The sequence below is a fragment of the Marinicauda sp. Alg238-R41 genome (assembly GCF_947331485.1).
GTDB lineage: Bacteria > Pseudomonadota > Alphaproteobacteria > Caulobacterales > Maricaulaceae > Marinicauda > Marinicauda pacifica.
This window is the reverse complement of sequence record NZ_CAMZOJ010000002.1, coordinates 594675-613862: the sequence shown is the minus strand read 5'-3', so window position 1 is coordinate 613862 and position 19188 is coordinate 594675. Positions and strand designations below refer to the sequence as shown.

Annotated in this window: 17 protein-coding genes; 11 read left to right on the top strand and 6 right to left on the bottom strand. The window is 65.9% G+C overall.

All coding sequences use genetic code 11. The features are described 5' to 3' along the window. Positions 1 to 13 precede the first annotated feature (13 nt). Genes PGP17_RS11490 through PGP17_RS11475 form a run of 4 tightly spaced genes read right to left on the bottom strand, consistent with a single transcriptional unit; the run spans position 14 to position 6131 of the window. Positions 14 to 3169, bottom strand: coding sequence for an efflux RND transporter permease subunit (locus tag PGP17_RS11490; protein WP_270375482.1), 3156 nt, complete (start codon positions 3167 to 3169; stop codon positions 14 to 16). Further along, positions 3153 to 4442 carry an efflux RND transporter periplasmic adaptor subunit gene (locus tag PGP17_RS11485; protein WP_135944025.1) on the bottom strand — a complete coding sequence of 430 codons (1290 nt, stop codon included), beginning with the start codon at positions 4440 to 4442 and terminating at the stop codon, positions 3153 to 3155. Before PGP17_RS11485 ends, PGP17_RS11490 begins: the two co-directional genes overlap by 17 nt. Beyond that, positions 4439 to 5749, bottom strand: a complete 1311-nt coding sequence (locus PGP17_RS11480) for a TolC family protein (protein WP_135944026.1) — start codon at positions 5747 to 5749, stop codon at positions 4439 to 4441. Before PGP17_RS11480 ends, PGP17_RS11485 begins: the two co-directional genes overlap by 4 nt. Positions 5750 to 5795: 46 nt before the next feature. Further along, entirely contained in the window at positions 5796 to 6131 is a 336-nt protein-coding gene (locus tag PGP17_RS11475; RefSeq protein ID WP_270375480.1) for a hypothetical protein, read from the bottom strand. Positions 6132 to 6500: 369 nt separating this feature from the next. On the opposite strand from PGP17_RS11475, the gene PGP17_RS11470 reads away from it, so the two are divergent. Continuing rightward, the gene (locus PGP17_RS11470; protein ID WP_135944028.1) at positions 6501 to 7364 is read left to right on the top strand and encodes a PA0069 family radical SAM protein; all 864 of its coding nucleotides are present in this window, start codon (positions 6501 to 6503) and stop codon (positions 7362 to 7364) included. Positions 7365 to 7379: 15 nt separating this feature from the next. Here PGP17_RS11470 and PGP17_RS11465 read toward each other — a convergent pair whose 3' ends face one another. Continuing rightward, positions 7380 to 7619: a DUF2188 domain-containing protein gene (locus PGP17_RS11465; RefSeq protein ID WP_135944029.1), complete on the bottom strand. Its 240-nt coding sequence runs from the start codon at positions 7617 to 7619 to the stop codon at positions 7380 to 7382. A gap of 170 nt (positions 7620 to 7789) precedes the next feature. Here PGP17_RS11465 and PGP17_RS11460 point away from each other — a divergent pair, with 170 nt between their 5' ends. The 3 genes from PGP17_RS11460 to PGP17_RS11450 all read left to right on the top strand — a co-directional run bounded on the left by PGP17_RS11460 (position 7790) and on the right by PGP17_RS11450 (position 10857). Beyond that, the gene (locus tag PGP17_RS11460) at positions 7790 to 8428 is read left to right on the top strand and encodes a ribonuclease HII (RefSeq protein WP_135944030.1); all 639 of its coding nucleotides are present in this window, start codon (positions 7790 to 7792) and stop codon (positions 8426 to 8428) included. A 174-nt stretch (positions 8429 to 8602) separates the two neighbouring features. After that, positions 8603 to 9694 carry a site-specific DNA-methyltransferase gene (locus PGP17_RS11455; protein WP_135944031.1) on the top strand — a complete coding sequence of 364 codons (1092 nt, stop codon included), beginning with the start codon at positions 8603 to 8605 and terminating at the stop codon, positions 9692 to 9694. A gap of 20 nt (positions 9695 to 9714) precedes the next feature. Beyond that, positions 9715 to 10857 (top strand): diaminopropionate ammonia-lyase, encoded by a 1143-nt coding sequence (locus PGP17_RS11450; RefSeq protein ID WP_270375477.1) that lies wholly within the window; start codon positions 9715 to 9717, stop codon positions 10855 to 10857. Here PGP17_RS11450 and PGP17_RS11445 read toward each other — a convergent pair. Beyond that, on the bottom strand, positions 10854 to 11945 hold the full coding sequence (locus tag PGP17_RS11445; RefSeq protein ID WP_270375476.1) for an A/G-specific adenine glycosylase: 1092 nt from the start codon (positions 11943 to 11945) through the stop codon (positions 10854 to 10856). The genes PGP17_RS11450 and PGP17_RS11445 overlap by 4 nt on opposite strands. 118 nt (positions 11946 to 12063) lie before the next feature. On the opposite strand from PGP17_RS11445, the gene PGP17_RS11440 reads away from it, so the two are divergent. From PGP17_RS11440 to PGP17_RS11410, 7 genes are all read left to right on the top strand, one after another. Continuing rightward, the gene (locus PGP17_RS11440) at positions 12064 to 12612 is read left to right on the top strand and encodes a DUF721 domain-containing protein (protein ID WP_270375475.1); all 549 of its coding nucleotides are present in this window, start codon (positions 12064 to 12066) and stop codon (positions 12610 to 12612) included. 105 nt (positions 12613 to 12717) lie between these two features. Beyond that, the gene (locus PGP17_RS11435) at positions 12718 to 13449 is read left to right on the top strand and encodes a DsbA family protein (protein ID WP_270375473.1); all 732 of its coding nucleotides are present in this window, start codon (positions 12718 to 12720) and stop codon (positions 13447 to 13449) included. A gap of 73 nt (positions 13450 to 13522) precedes the next feature. Beyond that, positions 13523 to 16960, top strand: coding sequence for an AAA family ATPase (locus PGP17_RS11430; RefSeq protein ID WP_270375471.1), 3438 nt, complete (start codon positions 13523 to 13525; stop codon positions 16958 to 16960). 121 nt (positions 16961 to 17081) lie between these two features. Continuing rightward, on the top strand, positions 17082 to 17429 hold the full coding sequence (locus PGP17_RS11425; protein ID WP_135944036.1) for an AtpZ/AtpI family protein: 348 nt from the start codon (positions 17082 to 17084) through the stop codon (positions 17427 to 17429). Positions 17430 to 17469: 40 nt separating this feature from the next. Then, positions 17470 to 18246, top strand: a complete 777-nt coding sequence (locus PGP17_RS11420) for a F0F1 ATP synthase subunit A (protein ID WP_270375470.1) — start codon at positions 17470 to 17472, stop codon at positions 18244 to 18246. 47 nt (positions 18247 to 18293) lie between these two features. Beyond that, positions 18294 to 18527 (top strand): F0F1 ATP synthase subunit C, encoded by a 234-nt coding sequence (locus PGP17_RS11415; RefSeq protein ID WP_135944038.1) that lies wholly within the window; start codon positions 18294 to 18296, stop codon positions 18525 to 18527. 88 nt (positions 18528 to 18615) lie between these two features. Then, the gene (locus PGP17_RS11410; RefSeq protein ID WP_270375469.1) at positions 18616 to 19185 is read left to right on the top strand and encodes a F0F1 ATP synthase subunit B; all 570 of its coding nucleotides are present in this window, start codon (positions 18616 to 18618) and stop codon (positions 19183 to 19185) included. The last annotated feature ends 3 nt before the right edge of the window (positions 19186 to 19188 follow it).

The window sequence follows — 19188 nt, the reverse complement described above, 5'->3', positions numbered from 1 at the left end:
GGAAGGCCTCAAGCTAAACCGGGGCGGGCAGGTCCTCCACACCGGCATCCGACGGCGGGGCCGGCGCGAACCACTTGTACACTGCCGGCATGACCAAGAGCGTCAGGACCGTAGAGGTCACCAACCCTCCGATAACGACCGCGGCGAGCGGGCGTTGCACCTCGGACCCGACACCGCTCGCGAAGAGCAGCGGCATCAGGCCGAGCCCGGTCGTGGTGGCCGTCATCAGGACCGGTTTGGCCCGCCGCGCGGCGGCATCGATGGAGAGCCGGTCGATATCGCGCCGCTCACGGGCAAAGCCATCTAGGAAGGAGACGAGCACCATCCCGTTTCCAAGCGCGATACCGAAGAGCGCGATGAAGCCGACCGAAGCCGGCACGGACAGATTCTGTCCGGTCAGCCAGAGCGCGGCGATGCCGCCGACAAGCGCCAGCGGGATGTTGGCCAGGATCAACAGGGCGCTCTTCAGACGGCCGAAGCTGAACAGCAGCAACAGGAAGACGATGGCGAGCGTGACCGGGATGACCACGGCAAAGCGCGCATTGGCTTCCTGCTGGAGCTCAAACTGGCCGCCCCACTCCACGAAATAGCCTGGCGGCAGGTCCACGGCCTCGGCGACTGCGGCACGGCCCTCTTCGACGAAGGAGCCGATGTCGCGATTGCGCACATTCGCCTGAACCGTGAGAAAGCGCTGACTGTTCTCGCGGGTGACCTGGCGCGGCCCCTCGATGCGTTCAACGCTGGCAAGCTGCCCAAGCGGGATCAGCTCACCGTTCGGCCCGGTCACGATGATACGGCTTATCCGTTCGGCGCTCGCGCGCGCGGCCTCCTGGTAGCGCACTATGATATCGAAACGCCGCACACCCTCGAAGACCTGTCCGGCCTGTTCGCCTCCGATCGTCGTTCTCACGACCGCAAGCACGTCTTCCACGTTCAGGCCGAAACGGCTGATCGCCTCGCGGTTCACCGTAATGCGCAGCTGGGGTGCGCCGCTGACCTGGTCGGCCTGGACGTCGGCCGCCCCTTCAAGCTCGCGAACCACGGCCGCGATTTCGTTGCCACGCTCTTCGAGCACACCCATGTCCGGCCCGAACAGCTTGATGGCCAGGGCCGCCTTGGTGCCGGTGAGAAGCTCATCGGTCGCCGCAGCGATCGGCTGGGTAAAATTGAACTGGGCGCCGGGAAAGTCCTCGAACGCCTCGCTCATCTCCGCCAGCAGCGCTTCCTGGCTACGCGCCCCCGTCCACTGCGAACGCGGGGCGAGCGCGACGAAAGCCTCACCGCTATTAACCGGGTCGGCGTGTGCGCCCACCTCGCCCCGGCCCACCCTGGTGACGACCCGTTCGACCTCGTCGGGAAATTGCGCGAGCAACTCGCGCTCGAACCGCGTGACCGTCTCGCGCGCCTCGGGAAGTGAGATCGAGGGCGCCATTGTCAGCCGCACAAGCAGATCGCCTTCATTCATCCGCGGCGTGAATTCCGAGCCGAGGCGCGGAAAGATCGCCCCGCCCGAAACCAGCATGACCGCAGCCAGCAGGAGTGCGGCCCAGCGCTTCTTGACGAAAAAGCCGATCACCGGCGCAAGTGTTCGTTCGAAGAGGCCCTCTCCGGGCTGGTGTTCCTCCTTCCGGGTGTGCTTGAGACCGAAGAAGGATGCGACCGGCGCCAGAAGGACCGCAAAGACGAGCGACCCCGCCATGGCGAAGACGACCGAAAATGCGAGCGGCCGGAACGTCTTTCCCTCCACACCCTGAAGGGTGAGGATCGGCACGAACACGACAACCACGATCAGGATGGCGAAGATCAGCGGCTGCAAGACCTCCGCGCAGGCGGCGGCAATCACGCTGCGCTTGTTCGCGTCTGCCGCAGCCTCCTGCAGGCGCCGGTTGGCGTTCTCCACGATCACCACGGCGCCGTCGACCATCATGCCGATGGCGATCGCGATGCCGCCTAGCGACATCAGATTGGCCGAGACGCCAAAGATGCGCATGGCCAGGAGTGCGAATGCCACCGAGAAGGGGATGGACGCCGCGACGATCAGGCTGGGGCGCCATCCCCGCATGAACGCGATCAGGACGATCACCACCAGAAGAGCGCCCTGCCAGAGTGCCGTCGTCATGGTCGAGACCGCCTTGCCGACCAGTTCGGACTGATCGTAATACGGCGTCGCCACGACGCCTTCGGGAAGCGCCGCGTTGATACGGTCGAGCCGATCCTTGACGCTCGCGATCACCTCGTTGGTATTGGCCCCGATGAGTTTCAACACCAGGCCGGCAACGGTCTCGCCTTCGCCATTCATGGTGGCCAGACCCTGGCGCGGGGCTCCGCCCACCTCGACCCGCGCGAGATCGCCGACCCGAACCGGCACGCCGTCGGCGACCTTGACGACAATGTCCTCCAGATCGTGCTCGCCTTCGGCAAGACCGACGGCACGCACGGTGTATTGCTCGCTGTTTTCGACCAGGAATTGGGCGCCCGCATTGGCGTTGTTAGCCGATACCGCCTCCACCACATCCTCGATCGTTAGGTCGAAGCGCAGCAAGGCCTGCGGCCTGACATGTATCTGGTATTGCTGTTCGAAGCCGCCGAGCGAAAGCACCTCGGTAACCCCGCGTACGGTCTGAAGGTCGAGCTTCACGATCCAGTCCTGGATGGTGCGCAGCTCGATGCCGTCATGTTCTCCGTTCGTGCTGTCCAGGAAGTAGAACAGGATTTGTCCCAGACCGGTGGTGATCGGGCCCATCTTGGGCTCGCCAAACCCTTCCGGGATTTCTTCGCGCGCCTGCTGGAGGCGTTCTCCGACGAGCTGGCGGGCCCAGTAAATGTCCGTGCCGTCCTCGAAATAGACCGTCACGACCGAGAGCCCGAAATTGGAGGTGGACCGGACCTCCTCGATCCGCGGCAACCCGTTCATGGAGGTTTCGACCGGGAAGGTGACGTAACGTTCCACCTCTTCGGGTGCGAGGCCCTCGGTTTCGGTGAAAACCTGGACCAGGGTCGGGGTCACGTCCGGGAACGCATCAACAGGCATGGTCCGGAACGTTACGATACCTCCCGCGATGATCCCTATGAAGGCAAGGAGGGCGAGCATGCGTCCGCCCGCGATACGGTACAGCAATCTTGCGAGTGCAGGCTGCGAGCCCGCGTGATGTTCAGTGCGCGTGGCCATCGCCGAACTCTCCTTTCTGCAATTCCGCTTTCAGCGCAAAGGCGCCCTCGGTGACGACGGTCGCGCCTGGCGTCAGCCCGCTGGTGATCTCGGCGAACTGGGACGAGCGGGAACCGACTTCGACGCGTTGAACGTGAAAGGCATCGTCTTCGGCGCGGAAGACGACTGTTTCGCCTTCGATGGTCTGTAGTGCGCTGACTGGAACGCGAAGCGCCGGCAGGGCGTCTGCCGGGGTGGAAAACACCGTGACGAACATGCCTGGGCGCAGACGCTCACCGGCATCCTCCACGACTATCCGGGCTCGCCCCGTTCGGGTTCGTTCGCCGAGCTGAGGGCTCACGAACTCGATCGTTTCCTCTATCGCAGGGATGCCTTCCCCGACTTCGATCAGTACCGAGTCCCCGGCATTTACCCGGGCAAGGTCCTCGCCATATATCGCCGCGTTGATCCAGACAGTGCTGGTGTCGGCGATGATGAAGGCGGGCTGCTCGCCTTGGGACTCCAGCGTTTCGCCGAGCACCGCGTGACGCTCGATCACCGTCCCGGTGATCGGAGCAACCAGGTCGTACCGGGTCAGAGAGGCTTCCGGCGAGGCTGCGATATCCCTGCGCTCCTGCGCATCGACACCGAGCGCCTCCAGTTGCTGACTGGCCCGCCGTAGCGTGATGCGGGCTTCTTCCAGCGCCTGACGGGCGTCGAGAAAGTCCTGCTCGGCGGAAATTTGCCGCTCCCAGAGCCGCTGTTCGCGGTTGAAGGAGGCTTCGGCTAGAGCCAGGCGCTCACGGGCCGAAAGATACTCGGCCTTGGCGTCAGCCAATGGGCGGCTTTCCAGGACGGCCAGGACCTCACCGGCTTCGACCTCGTCGCCTTCGGCGGCATTCACCTGGCGGACTATGCCTGAAACCCGCGGCGCGACGTGAGCCAGTTGGGTCTGGTCGAAAACGACTTCACCCGGCAGTTCGACCGTCGCGGCGACAGGCCCCGACGAGACCGGGGCCATCTGGATTCCAAGCTCGGCCTGCTGGGCTTCGGTCAGACGGACCGAACGGGACTCCGTTTCGTGCCCGTCGGCCGCGTGTTCGTCATCGCCATCTTCGCCTGGCGCATGTTCGTCTCTGGCATGATCATCCGGCGCATGCGTTTCGCCTTCGCCGGCGTGTTGCCCGGATTCCTCGCCATGATCGTCCGTGACCGGTGCCGGGCTGCTGTCCTGTCCACAGGCGGAGAGCGCCAGCATGCAGGTTGTGAGAAGCAAGAAGGAGTTCGGTTTCATTGGATGTCCTCCATCGGCGCGCCCTCGAGCAGCGCCACAAGCCGGCGTCCGCCGGTTACGAGATCAAGGTCGATGGCAGATGCCGCGAAGCGGGAGCGCGCATCGATCAGCGCGATCCGCGAATCGAAATATTCACGCTGTACGTCGAGCAGGTTGAGAAGATCGAGTTCGCCTTCCCGATAGGCTTCCCGCGACGCCTCATAGGCCTCTCTTGATGCCGGGAGAATCTGTGTTCGAAGGCTCTCGTAATGCTCTCCGGCACGCCGCCAGCGACCGTAATTCAGGGCAAACTCGCGCATGAGCTCGCGCCGCAACGCATCCGCCTCCAGAAGCGAGACAGTCTCTCGCGCCGCCGCCGCCGCGATATTTCCCTGATTGCGATCGAACACGGGAATGGGGATTTCGATCGAGGCGAGGTAGGCGGTTTCGTCACTGGCCCCGAACCGTCGCATCCCGGCGCCGACCGTCACATCGGGGATGGCCCCGGCTCGCTCGGCACGAAGGACGGCTGCCCGGCGGGCGATCTCGGCCTGCTGCACCGCGAGACGGGCATTGGCCTCGATCGCGCCTTGAGGTGTCTCCTCGGAGAAATTGAAGCCGAACAGAGGTTGCGGATGGCCCAGGGATGCCTCCAGTCCGGGTGCGCCGAGGATTGCGGCCAGCTCTCCCGTTGCAGCATTCGCTTCGAGCCTGGCGCGCGTCGCTGCCGATCTCGCTGTCTCCAGCAGCACGCGAGCCCGGTTGTTTTCGATCGGCGAGGCACGTCCGGCTTCGACACGTGCGGAGATGGCGTCGGCCGCCTCCCGGGCGAGGTCGAGAAGTTCCTGGCGAACCTCGGCCCGGTCTTGAGCCGCATCGGCCTCGACGAAGGCCGTCGCCGTGCGGGCCAGCAGATCGAGCCGGCGTTGGCGAAGCGTCTGTTGCGCCACGCGGGTCGCTGCGAGCCCGGCGTTTCGGGCCCGGCTGCGGTCTCCGCCAAACGGGATCGTCTGACGCAGAAACACGGTCGTTTCGCCATCACCGAGACCACCGCGATCGCCGCCGATCTCGTCGGCTTCCAGTTCGATCGAGGGATTGCTCCACAGGCCCGCCTGCCGCGCTTCGCCCTCACGGGCCTCGATTTCGGCGGCCTGGGCGTCGAGTTCGGGATGTGCCGAGACCGCGCGGCTAAGCGCGTCTGACACTGAAAGGCGGACCGGTTCATCGCCACGCGCATGCGCACCGCCGGTCTGGACCGCGCCTGCGACAAGCAGCGCCACGATCCAGCGGCCCGGCGATACACGCCGAGCGTCATTTGGTTTGGACATTTACAAGAATTCTCCAGTCGGAAGGGTCAGGACGAAATGCGTCTGATCACCCGATTGGAGGTTGGTGCGGAGGCGAAGCGCGCCGTCCGGTCAGAGACTGGTGTCCCAGTCTGAAGGCGAGCGGCGCGGAAACCTGAGACAGGCCAGGGCCTATACCCGGCAATGCCGTCATGTGGTGGCAAACCCCGCACGGATGCGTGGCGTGGATATCGGAGCGCTCATCGGCTCCTGACGGACCGGACGCTTCGGCCTCGGCCGCAGGATGGCTAGAGTGATGATCGTCATGCGCGACCGACGCGTTCGCAGACGCGCCGGCGAGCGCCAGCAGAGTCAACACGATCAGCAATGCGCGAAGAACGGCCATGCGGTGTACATAGTCCATCGTGAAAGTGTTTGCAAGCCGCATCCTAGCCCTTCTCGATCATGGCGGCCAGTTAGTTAGCCCGTTTTCCAAGACGCTCAGAATGAAAGCGCCCGGATAATCTTCCAGATCACGTCAGCGCTCCTTGCCGCCCTCTGAGCTACTCTCCCCCTCCGTTGGACAGTTTCTGGCGCTTTTTAAGCTACTTTCTGCTCCTACTGGCCTGGTTGACGGGTTTGGGTCTGCTGCCAGTAGATCAGCGCCACCCGCAAAAAAAAACTGCATCAGACAATGGCGTCGCTCTCTTGCTTAAGGTGCCGAGATAGTTTTTTGCTTTGAGACATTGGAGCTTGCGAGCGATGAAACGATCATTACCGTTCACGCTTATATCTGAAGTGTGCAACAGGACAGCACGGCTGCATCTATTGCTATGCCAGGCCGAGCCACGCCTATTGGGGCTATTCGGCGGGGCTGGATTTCGAGAGCAAGCTCTTCTTCAAGCCCGACGCGGCCGCCCTGCTTGAGAAGACATTCAGGAAACGCGGCTATGTCCCTGAAACGATCGCCATCGGCGCGAATACCGACCCTTACCAGCCGATCGAGAAGCGCCTGCGGATCACCCGCTCCATCCTGGAAACATGCCTGAAATTCAAGCATCCGGTCGGGCTGATCACCAAGTCGGCAAGCGTGACGCGCGACATCGACATTCTCTCGCAGATGGCCGAGCTGGGGCTCGTTCGCGTCTCCCTCTCGGTCACCACGCTGGACCGCAAGCTCGCCCGGGCGATGGAGCCACGCGCGTCCACGCCGCAACGCCGGATGGAGGCGATCGCACAGCTGTCCTCCGCGGGAATTCCGGTCACGATGATGACCGCGCCCGTGATACCCGGCCTGACCGACCGGGAAATCGAGACGTTGCTGAAATCGGGCGCCGAGGCCGGAGCGCGCAGCGCGAGCTACGTCGTGTTGCGCCTGCCGCTGGAGATCGCCGACCTGTTCCGCGAATGGCTGGAAAGCGAGCGTCCGGACGCCGCAGGCAAGATCATGTCGCTCGTGCGCCAGACGCGCGGCGGCAAGGATTACGACGCCACCTTCCACAAGCGCGGTCGCGGCGAAGGCCCGATTGCCGAGCTGATCGCGCAGCGTTTCGAGAAGGCCAGACGCCGGTACGGGCTGGACGGGGAGCGCCAGCCCCTGCGCACGGATTTGTTCGAGGTGCCGCTGGAAACCGGCGCGCAGATGAGCCTGTTCTAGACCCCGTCCGGGCCGTTACTGATTGAGCACGCGGGCGTGCTGCTTGCCCGGCACGCTGACTTTTTCGCGCACCTGGCCGTTGCTGGCCTGGATGGAGAGTTCGCCGCCGCCCTGGTTGCGCAGGGTGGTCTTCGCCGCCTCGACGGCATCGGCCTGGGTTTCATGGACGCTGGAGGCGCGGGACGCGTTCGCGGCTTTGTTGTCCCAGCTGCCATCCTCGCGCGGCGAGACAAAGCGAGCTGTTGCTTGAGCCATCTGACGAATACTCCGTTTGCTTCTTGAAGAACCGGCAAGCCGGTGTCCTAGGCAACGGGTGCGAGGCGATCGGGTTTCGAGGCTGGCCAAAACTTTGTCAGATGCATCCTGATGCGTACGCACAGCCGCGCACGCTGGAATTTTGCCCGGACCGCTGACAGGGTAATCGCATGCAGACTGCCTCCTGTCCGAAACGCTTTGCCAAGACCAACAAGCTGCACGCCGGCGTGGACGAGGCCGGACGCGGCCCGCTCGCCGGCCCCGTGGTCGCGGCCGCGGTCATCCTGCCCAGACGTTGCGGGTTTCTGGACGATCTCAACGATTCCAAGGCGCTGACCGAGGCACGCCGGGTCGAGCTGGCCGTGGAGATCCGCAAGCGCGCGCTCGTCGCGGTGGGAATTGCGGAGCCGGAGGAGATCGACCGGCTGAACATCCTGCACGCCACGATGGCGGCGATGAGCCGGGCGGTGCTGTCCCTGCCCTGCGTGGTCGAGCGCTGCTATGTCGATGGCAACCGCACCCCGCGCCTGCCCTGCCCGACGACCGCGCTGGTCGGAGGCGACAGCTACGACCCGGCAATCATGGCCGCATCGATCATCGCCAAGACGGTGCGCGACGCCATCATGATCCGCGCCGGACGGCGCTATCCCGGCTACGCCTTCGCGCGCAACAAGGGTTATGGCGCGCCCGCCCACCAACACGGGCTGCGAACTCTGGGACCCACGCCCATCCACAGATATAGTTTTGCACCTGTCAGGCAGGCGCTGGAAGGCGCCCATCGCGATCTTTTCGAGCCGGTCGCCGAATAAGGCGGGCCACCTAAGCGATTCAACTGATTCGAAAAATTGGCCAGACCCCGGCGCGGCGCGCTATCGTGCAACCCGTCCGGTTGCCGCAACGCGCGGCCAGATACGGTGAATCGCTCTTAACCATCTGGAAAGCCGCATCGATTCATCGATGGAGAATCAGTTGGTTCGCGAAGGATGATTGCGGTGTCAAACGCTCTGCCCAAAGACGAGATCTTGCACGGAAACTGCGTGGAGATCATGGCGTCCCTGCCAGAGGGGAGCGTGGATCTGATCTTCGCCGACCCGCCTTACAATCTCCAGCTGGGCGGCGATCTGCACCGGCCGGACAATTCCAAGGTCAATGCGGTCGACGACGAATGGGACCAGATCGGCGATTTCGACGCCTATGACCTGTTCTCCTGCGGCTGGCTGGAAGAGGCGCGCCGGGTCCTGAAGGATGACGGCGCGATCTGGACCATCGGCAGCTACCACAACATCTTCCGCGTCGGCACCTTCCTGCAGGACATGGGCTTCTGGATCCTCAACGATGTGATCTGGCGCAAGTCCAACCCGATGCCGAATTTTCGCGGAACCCGCTTTACCAATGCGCATGAGACGCTGATCTGGGCGTCCAAGCACAAGCACTCCAAGCCGACCTTCAACTACCAGGCGATGAAGGCGCTCAATGACGGGGTGCAGATGCGCTCCGACTGGACGCTGCCGATTTGCGGCGGCGGAGAACGGCTGAAGGCGGCCGACGGCAAGAAGGCCCATCCAACGCAGAAGCCGGAATCGCTGCTCCACCGGGTGATCCTGGCGAGCACCGATCCGGGCCAGACCATTCTCGACCCGTTCTTCGGCACGGGCACGACCGGCGCGGTCGCCAAGAAGCTCGGGCGGCATTTCATCGGGATCGAGGCCGATGAGGGCTATATCGACGTGGCCCGCCGGCGCCTGGCCGCCATCGAACCGGGCCGGGGCGATGCGATCGCGGTGACACAGTCCAAGCGCTCGCTGCCGCGCATTCCGTTCGGCGCGCTGGTCGAAGCCGGCCTCATCAAGCCGGGCGACACGCTGTATTGCAGCCAGGGCCGCCGCACCGCGCGGGTCCGCGCGGACGGGTCGGTCTCCAGCGGCACCGAAAGCGGGTCCATCCACCAGGTCGGCGCCCGCGTCCAGGCCGCGCCCTCGTGCAATGGCTGGACCTTCTGGCACGTGCGCCGCCATGGCAATCTGATGCCGATCGACGTCCTGCGCTCCAAGATCCGCGCCGAGATGGAAGTCTGAAGCGCAAAGGACACCCGCAAGTGGCCCTCTGGATCAACGACACGCCCCGCGATGACTGGCCCGACAGCCTTGAGGCGCGCTTCGGCCTCGACGCGGTGAAGGCTCCGCGCCGGCTGCTGGAAGCCTGCCCGGTGGACGCAGAGACCCCGCTGATCCAGCTGAACGGGCTGGCCAGCCGGCTGGGCGTGCGCCGGATCTGGTGGAAGGATGAAAGCGCGCGGATGAGGCTGACCTCCTTCAAGGCGCTGGGCGGGGTCTTTGCGGTCGCGCGCCTGCTGGAGCGGCGCGTCGCGGCGGCACTCAAATCCGATCCCGAACCGCAGGCCCTGATCGGCGGCGCCGCGTCCTCGATCGCCGAGGACATGACGGTCACGACCGCCACCGACGGCAATCACGGCCTGTCGGTCGCGGCCGGAGCGGCCATCTTCAAGATGAAATGCGTGATCTTCGTCCATTCGCGCGTGGAGCCGCACCGGATCAAGCGCCTGGAGGCCAAAGGCGCCGAGGTGCGCGTGGTCCCGGGCGTGTTCGACGATGCGGTCGCAGAGGCGCAACGCGTCGCAGAGCGGGAGGGCTGGCACCTGATCGCGGACACGTCGGAAAGCCTGGATGACGAGGCCAGCGGCGATGTCGTGCAGGGTTACAGCGTCCTGGCCGATGAGCTGGACCGTCAACTTGGCGAGGTTGGGGCCGAACCCAGCCATGTTCTCTGCCAGGCCGGCGTTGGCGGCATGGCCGCGGCCGTGATTGCCGGGCTCAAGGCGCGCCGCGAAGACGATGCCCCGCTCGGCATCTGCGTCGAGCCGGAGGCCGCCCCGGCTCTGTTTGCGAGCCTGCAGGCCGGACGCCCCCAGCGCGCCGAGGATGTGGGCGGCAGCGTGATGGACATGCTCGACTGTCATGCGCCCTCGCGCCTGGCCTTCGAGGCTCTGGCGCGTTGCGCACACGCCTTCATGACCGTCAGCGACGCGGACGCCGCCCAAGCAGTCGAACTCCTGGCCGAGGGTCATGACGAGGATCCGGTCATCGAGGCCAGCGCGACGGCTGCGGCAGGGCTGGCGGGCCTCGTGGCGCTGCTTCGCGATGAAGAGTTGCGCAAGAAAGCCGGGCTCGGTGCCGGGAGCGAAATCGTCCTCATCGGTACCGAGGGCGCCGCAGGCTAGGACCCGAGCCGCGCCGCCTTCATCATCACGGAGGGCAGGCCGGCCTCGCCGAGCCTTTCGACCGCCACCCACTCACCCGGCACCGCCTCGGCGGCTCCGGTCAGGTGCGCGGTCCTCACCTCCAGTTCGAGCTGGAAATGGGTGAAGACGTGGCGCACCTCGCCCGCGCTTTCCCATGCCGTGTCGGACGGCGCCGCCGCCCGGATCGCCTCGGCATCCGGGGGATCTTCCGTCCAGGTCGTCCCGGGCAATTCCATCATCCCGCCGAGCAGGCCGCTATCGGGCCGCCGGCGCAGCAGTATTTCCTCGCCGCCCGGTCCGGTCCGGGTCAGGTGGAAGCAGACCCCCTTGCGTACTGGCTTGGGCTTTTTCTTCTCCTTGCGGGGAAGCTCCCCCTGGCACCCCTCGGCGAAAGCCGCGCAGGCAGGCCTCCAGGGACAGAGCGCGCAGGCGGGAGAGCGCGGCGTGCAGACCGTCGCGCCCAGATCCATGATGGCCTGCGCATAGTCGCCCGGACGCGGGCCGGCCCCGGCAAGAGCGGCCGCCTGTGTCTTGATCTCCGGCTTGGCGCGCGGCAGCGGTGTCTTGATCGCAAAGACCCGGGCGATGACGCGCTCGACATTGCCGTCCACCACGCTGGCCGGAGCATCGAACGCGGCGGCGCGGATCGCGTTCGCAGTGTAGTCGCCTATGCCGGGCAGAGCCCTCAGCGCATCCAGATCGCTCGGGAACACGCCGTCCAGCGTGTGGCTGACCGCAATCGCGCACGCATGCATGTTGCGGGCCCGGGCGTAATAGCCAAGCCCGGCCCAGGCCGCCATCACCGCGTCGCGGTCGGCGCCGGCGAGATCGTGGACGGTGGGCCAGCGCTCGAGGAATCTGAACCAGTAGGGCGTCGCATGCGGCACTGTCGTCTGCTGCAGCATGATTTCCGACAGCCAGATGGCGTAGGGATCGGCGCGCACGCCCCGGGCACGGTCTTCGGGACGGATCCGCCAGGGCAGGCTGCGGCCCTCGCGATCATACCAGTCCAGTAAGGCGTCATGCATCCCGGCGGGGCGGTCGCGATGAAGCCTGTCCGTCGTCATTCGTTGCGTCCCACCGTGCCGCTCCGCCATCTTGCCAGTGCGCCTGCGCACCCGCACACTGGAAAGCATGAAGTCACGACGTCCATCAATCACGGCGCGCACCGGCGCGAGGCACCGCGTGAGCGTCAGCCGCGAGGCCGACGCCGCGCGCGAGGCCCTGGACTGGGCGCAGGAACACCGTGGCAAGCCGGTGCGCGGCTTCACGCCCAGCGCAGGACGGGCGGCCGCACGGATCGCAAAGCCGCTGGCCAAGCAGTTTGGAACAGCGGCCAACGAATTGAGCGGTCACTGGAAGGAAATCGTTGGCGAGAAGCTCGCCCAGTGGAGCCAGCCGGAGAAATTCCAGGGCGGCGCGGCCGGGTCGACCCTGGTGATTACTGCGCGCGGCCCGGCGGCAGCCCTGATCGAGGCGCAATCGGCGCGGATTCTCGACCGGGTCGCGCAATATACCGGGCGCCGGCCGGCCCGCCTGCGCATCCTTCAAGGCTCTCTGGCGCCGGCTCCGGGCCGGCGCGCGCCGCGCATCACCCGCGTGGTCAAGGTGGTGGAGGGTCCCGCCCTGCCCCAGGACCCCAAGGCGCGGCTCTCGGCGCTGCTAAACCGCTGGGAAAGCGAGATCAACAGCCGGGAAGGCGACTGGCCCGGGCCCGGCCCGACCCGCACGTGAGCGGCTCGCGTGACCAAAGAGGTGGCGCCGACCGCTCGGGCTTGATTAAAGTCCGGTCCGATATTCACGGTTCGAACGATCCAAGACGCCAACGGAGTTGACGCGATGACCCTGACCCGCCGCCTCTTTGCCGGAGCCTTTCTCGGCGCCGGCCTTCTTGTTTCAGCGTGTGGCGGAGGCGCGAACGGCTCCGACGAGGCCGGGCGCAGCAGCTATGAGACCGAGAGCGACCATGCCATCGGCAACGCAGACGCGCCGGTCGTGTTTGTCGAGTATGCCTCGGTCGCCTGTCCCCATTGCGCGACCTGGCACGAAAGCGTCTACCCGACCATCGAGGAGCATGTCGAAAGCGGCGATGTGCGCTTCGTCTTCCGCGAAATGATTACCGGCCAGCCGCAACTGGCCGTGGCCGGCTTCATGCTGGCGCGGTGCGCTCCCGAAGAACGCTATTTCGACGTGCTCGACATCCTGTTCGAGCAGCAGCGCGCACTGTTCACCGCGATGCAGAACGGCACGGCGCAAAGCCAGCTCGTCACGATTGCCCGCTCTGTCGGGCTTTCTGAAGAGGAATTCCTGGGCTGCATGCAGGACGAATCCCTGCTGGCCGAGGTTCAGGCCGCCAACCAGACCGCCGTCGATAACGGCATCACCGCAACACCGAGCTTCGTGATCAACGGCGATCGCGTCGAGATGATGCGCGCACCCGAGGGCGATGGCAGCGTGTTTGCCGTCGACGGCAATCCGATCGAGGACGCGGACGGGACGATCCCGGCCGAGTTTACAGGCGACGCCTTCGACCGAATCATTGCCTACTTCAAGGCTCGCGCCGAAAGCTAGGCGCGAAATGCGTGGATGTGGCACCGCAAGACATGACCGGGTCAACCCGGCGGCGGTGCGCTTGGAGGTCTGATTGAAGTTCACCCAGCTGCGTCTGGTCGGCTTCAAGTCATTCGTCGACCCGGCGGAGTTGCATATCGACCCGGGTCTGACCGGCGTGATCGGTCCGAATGGCTGCGGCAAGTCGAATCTTCTCGAAGCCCTGCGCTGGGTGATGGGCGCGACGTCCGCCAAATCCTTGCGTGGCGGCGGCATGGAAGACGTGATCTTTTCCGGTACGGACAGCCGTCCTGCCCGTGACAAGGCCGAAGTCACCCTCCACGTCGACAATACCGACAAGACCGCGCCGGCCCGCTTCAATGACGCCGACACCCTGGAAGTCGTGCGCCGCATCACGCGCGGCAAGGGCTCCGACTACCGGATCAATGGCGAGGAAGTGCGCGCGAAGGACGTGCAGCTCCTCTTTGCCGATCTGGGCACCGGGGCCAACTCACCAGCCCTGGTCCGTCAGGGCCAGATCAACGAACTCATTGCCGCCAAGCCGGAAAACCGCCGCCGCGTGCTCGAGGAAGCCGCCGGGGTCGCCGGCTTGCGCGCGCGCAGGCGCGAAGCCCAGCTGCGCCTGAACGCCGCCGAGGCCAATCTCGACCGGCTGCAGGACGTCGTGGACGACCTGGAAAGCCGGTTCCAGTCCCTCCAGCGTCAGGCTCGCCACGCCTCGCGCTACCGCAAGCTCTCCGCCGAGATCCGCGAGTTCGAGGCCCTGGTCTGGCTGCGCCGCTACCGCGATACCGGCGAGGCCGTGGACCAAGCCGAGCAGGAATTGAAACAGGTCGAGGCCGTCGCCGAAGAGGCGATTCGCCTGGCCGCTTCGGCCACCTCCAATGCCGAGCGGGTTCAGGCCGGGCTTCAGCCCCTGCGCGAGGCCGAGGCCGAAGCCAGCGCCGCGGAACGCCGCCTCGACCGCGAACGCGACCAGCTGGAGCGCGAGCTCGATACGCTGGAGGCGACCATCGCCCGCCTGACCGCCCGGCTGGGCGAGCTGGCCGGATCGAAGACCCGCGAAGGCGAGCTGGAGAGCGAAGCGAGAGCCGCGCTGGAAAGACTCGACGCCGCGCTGGCCGAGGTGAAGGACGCCGCCAGTGGCGATCGCGAGGCGGTCGACGCCGCCGAGGCCCGGCTTCAGGAGGCAGAGACCGAACGCGCCGACGCCGAAGCGGCCCTGGACCGCGAATCCAACCGGGTCGCCCAGGCGCGTGCCGCGCGCGACGGCGCACAGCGCGATGTCGAGCAGGCCGAACGCCGCCTGGAGCGGATCGAAAAGGACCTGGAAAGCGCGCGCGAGCGCGTCGAGAATTTTACCGGCAGTGGCGGCCCCGCTCTGGAGGAGCTGGAAGGCCGGGTGAAGTCTGCCTCGTCCGCCCTGGACAAGGCCCGCACCGGGTTTGAAGCGCGCGAAGCCGCGCTGGACGCCGCACGCACGAGGGCCGACGAGACGCGGGAAGCGGCGCGCGCGGCCGAGGGCGACGTCAAGGCGCTGCAGCGCGAGGCGCAGAGCCTCGAACGCATGCTGGATACCGGCGAATCCGAAGACCGGGCACTCGACGCGGTCCGCGCCGATTCCGGTTTCGAGACGGCGTTGGCCGCCGCTCTGGGCGACGATCTTGAAGCTGGTCTCGAGGACGGTGCCGCGCGCCGCTGGAGCGGGGCCGGCGTGCGCGCCGGCGCGTTGCCCAAGGGCGCAACTCCGCTCAACGCCGTAGTGGACGGCCCCGATGCCCTGGCCTTGCGCCTGGCCGCAATCGGCGTGGTCGAGGACGACGATCTCGACCGCCTGGCCGCCGAACTGAAGCCCGGCCAGCGCCTGGTGACGCGGAACGGCGCCCTGCGGCGCTGGGACGGTTTTGCCGCGAGCGCCGGAGCGCCCTCCCCGGCCGCGGCGCGGCTGGAGAATCTGAACCGCCTGCGCGAGATCGAACATGAGCTGGCATCGGCGACCAAGGCCGCCGAACTGGCGCAGGGGCAGGCAGAGGAAAGCCGTGGACGGCTGCAGGAAGCGGAAGCCGCGCTCGGTTCGGCCCGGAGCAGCGTCCAGAACAGCGAACGGGCCGTGCGCGATGCTGACCGGGCGCTGTCGGAGGGTCGCGAAGCGGCCGTGCGCGACGAAGCGCGGCGGGTGAGCCTCGTGGAAAATGCGGAGGCGCTGGCCGAACAGGCCGAGCAGGCCCGCGCCGAGCTGGCCGAGGCGCGCGATCATCTGAGCACCGTCCAAACCGGCGATGCCGGCGAGGAAGCCCTGGACCAGGCCCGGGCGCGGACCGAAACCGCGCGCTCCCAGGCGGCCGAGGCGCGGGCGGCGCTCGATACCGTGAAGCGCGACAGTCAGGGCCGGCGCCATCGCATCGCCTCGATCGAACGCGAACATGCCGACTGGACACGGCGGGCCCAATCGGCCGCCAAGCGCCTGACGGAAATCGATACCGAACGCAGCGAAGCCGAACGCCAGCTGGAAGAGGCCCGCGCCCTGCCGGCCGGCATCGAGGAAAAGCGCAAGGCTCTGTTGGGCAAGCTCGCCGAGGCCGAGTCGTCCGCCCGCCTGGCGCGAGACAAGGTGGCCGAGGCCGAAACCGCCCAGCGTGAAGCCGACTCAACCTTGCGCGCAGCCGAGCGCGAAGCGGGCAGTGCGCGCGAAGCACGCGCGGCGGCGGGGGCACGCCTGACCGCGGCGCGCGAACGGCGCACCGAGACGGCCGAACGGTTGGAGGACGCCACCGGCGAGACACCTCAGGCGCTGGCCCAGCGCGTCTCCCAGAGCGAATACGGCGAGCTGAGCACCGACGAGGTCGAGCGCCGTCTCGATGAAGCCCGGCTCGCACGCGAACGTCTCGGCGCCGTCAATCTGCGCGCCGACGAGGAATCCGAGGCCCTGCAGACCCAGCGAAACGAGCTGACGAAGGAACGCGACGACCTCATGGAGGCCGTGGCGCGCCTGAGAAAGGGCGTCGACACGCTGTCACGCGAAGGCCGGGCGCGCCTGCTGGAGGCATTCGAGATCGTGGACGGTCATTTCCGCGAGCTCTTCTCCACCCTGTTCGGAGGCGGGCGCGCGGAGCTACGCCTGACCGAGAGCGACGACCCGCTGGAGGCCGGCCTGGAAATCATGGCCTGCCCGCCGGGCAAGAAACTTGAAAACATGGCCCTGATGAGCGGCGGCGAGCAGGCCCTGACCGCCGCGGCGCTGATCTTTGCCGTCTTCCTGGTCAACCCCGCCCCGGTCTGCGTGCTCGACGAAGTCGACGCGCCGCTTGACGATGCCAATGTCGACCGCTTCTGCAAGATGCTCGACGCGATGCGCAAGCAGACCGATACGCGCTTCCTGGTGATCACGCACAACCCCGTCACCATGGCCCGCATGGACCGGCTTTTCGGCGTGACCATGGGCGAGCGCGGCGTTTCTCAGCTCGTCTCGGTGAACCTGACACGCGCCGAAGAGATGCTGGCGGCCGAGTAGACTAAAAAAGACATTTCAAATCAAAGATTTGGTTCCGCACAGGCCTTGCTTGACTTGGCCAAACCTCGCTTATACGGTGCGCGCGCTTGTCGGGGACCCCCTCGGCAGGCCGCAGATTGCAATGTCCTGTCGAGACAAACCGCTGTCCAACGCTCCAAAAGATCCTGACGACTTCGAGCAACGCCTTCAGGCCAAACTCGATGCGCGCCGGAGCGAGGAAGAGGCCCGCAACCGCGCCAGCGGCTGGGCTGTTGGGCTTCGGTATGGATCGGACTTCATGGCGGGGGTCCTGGTGGGGATCGGTCTGGGCTTTGCCTTCGACTGGTTTGTCGGTACCGCGCCGCTGGGCATTATGGTCGGGACGTTACTGGGTTTCGCGGCCGGCACGCTGAATGTGGTGCGGGCGGCGCAAGAGGTGAACGCCGCAGGGGACAAGGACGCGGAATCGCGTCAGGACCCGCGGGATTAGCAGAAGGGCGGCTCTTAAGGGCCGTGACAAGGGGCCGGGCGTGGCTGACGCAACCAACCCGATTGCACAGTTTGAGATTCATCCGGTTTTCCCGCTGAAAATCGGCAGCCTCGATCTGTCTTTCACCAACTCGAGCTACTTCATGGTCGTGGCCGTCGCGCTGACCGTGGCAGGCCTGATGATGGCCATGTCGCGCCGCGCGCTGGTGCCGGGCCGCAGCCAGTCCGTGGCCGAGATGCTCTACGAATTCGTCGCGGGCATGATACGCGACACGGCGGGCACCGAAGGGCTGCGCTTCTTCCCCTTCGTGTTCACACTCTTCATCTTCATCCTGATGGCCAACCTTCTGGGGATGTTCCACTATTTCCCCGCTCCGGGCCTGCACGGCTTCACGGTGACGAGCCACATCATCGTCACCTTCGCCCTGTCTCTGCTGGTCATGGCCATCGTTGTGGGATACGGTATCTACAAGAACGGCTTCAAATTCCTGAAACTGTTCGCGCCGTCCGGCATCCCGCTTCCGCTTTACATCATCGTGACTCCGGTGGAGATCATCTCCTTCCTGTCACGTCCGATCTCGCTGTCGGTGCGTCTCTTCGCCAACATGCTGGCCGGCCACATCCTGTTGAAGGTCTTTGCAGGCTTCATCGTGATGCTTGGCGCCGCGGGCGCGGGCTACGCCGTCATCGGGGTCCTGCCCTTCTTCATGCTTTTGGCGCTCACGGCGCTGGAGTTCCTCGTTGCCTTCCTGCAGGCCTATGTCTTTGCGATCCTGACCTGTATCTATCTCAACGATGCGCTCCATCCGGGGCACTAACACCAGACCATCCTTTCAACCGCAAATCCAAGTTCAAGGAGCAAACCATGGAAGCGGATGCAGCTCGTTTTATCGGTGCCGGCCTGGCGTGCTTTGGCATGCTCGGCGCCGCCATCGGTGTGGCCAACATCTTCTCGTCCTTCCTGACGGGTGCCCTGCGCAATCCGGCAGCAGCCCAGTCCCAGTTCGGTAACCTGATCTTCGGCTTCGCCGTGACGGAAGCCCTGGGCATCTTCTCGCTGCTGATCGCGCTTCTGCTGATCTTCAACGTCGTCGGTTAATCGCACCTCTTGTGTGATAGCCTTGTTCCTGGCCGGGATCCGTCCTTGGGCGGACGCCCGGCCCGGAATTATCTGACGACTTTTTCGAATGGAGCTCGCCAGTATGGCGCCGCAGACCCATTCCGAGACGGCTGAATACGCTGCCGACGCCGCCCATTCGGGCGCCGAGGGAGCCTTCCCGCCGTTCGATCCGACCTATTTCGCGTCCCAGATCTTCTGGCTGGCGATCACGTTCGGCGTTCTCTACTTCTTGCTGTCACGCTGGGTCCTGCCCCGCATTGGCGGTGCGATCGAGGAACGCCGCGACCGGATCGCCGACGATCTGGATGCCGCCTCGCAGATGAAGTCGCAGGCCGACGACGCTGTGAAGCAGTACGAACGCTCCCTGGCCGATGCCCGGGCGCGCGCTCAGTCTGTCGGTGCCGAGGCCAAGGCCGACGCCGATGCGTCCATTTCCGAAGAAATGAGCCGCGTCGATGCCGAGCTGCAGGCCGAGCAGGACGAAGCCGAGGCCCGCATTGGCGAACTTCGTCAGAAGGCGCTGGGCGAGCTGGACACGATTGCCGCGACAACCGCGGTGGCGGTGGCTCAGCATCTGGCCGGTCTGGACGTCACCGACGACGAGGCCCGCAAAGTCCTCGCCGGAGCGAAGGAGTAAGCT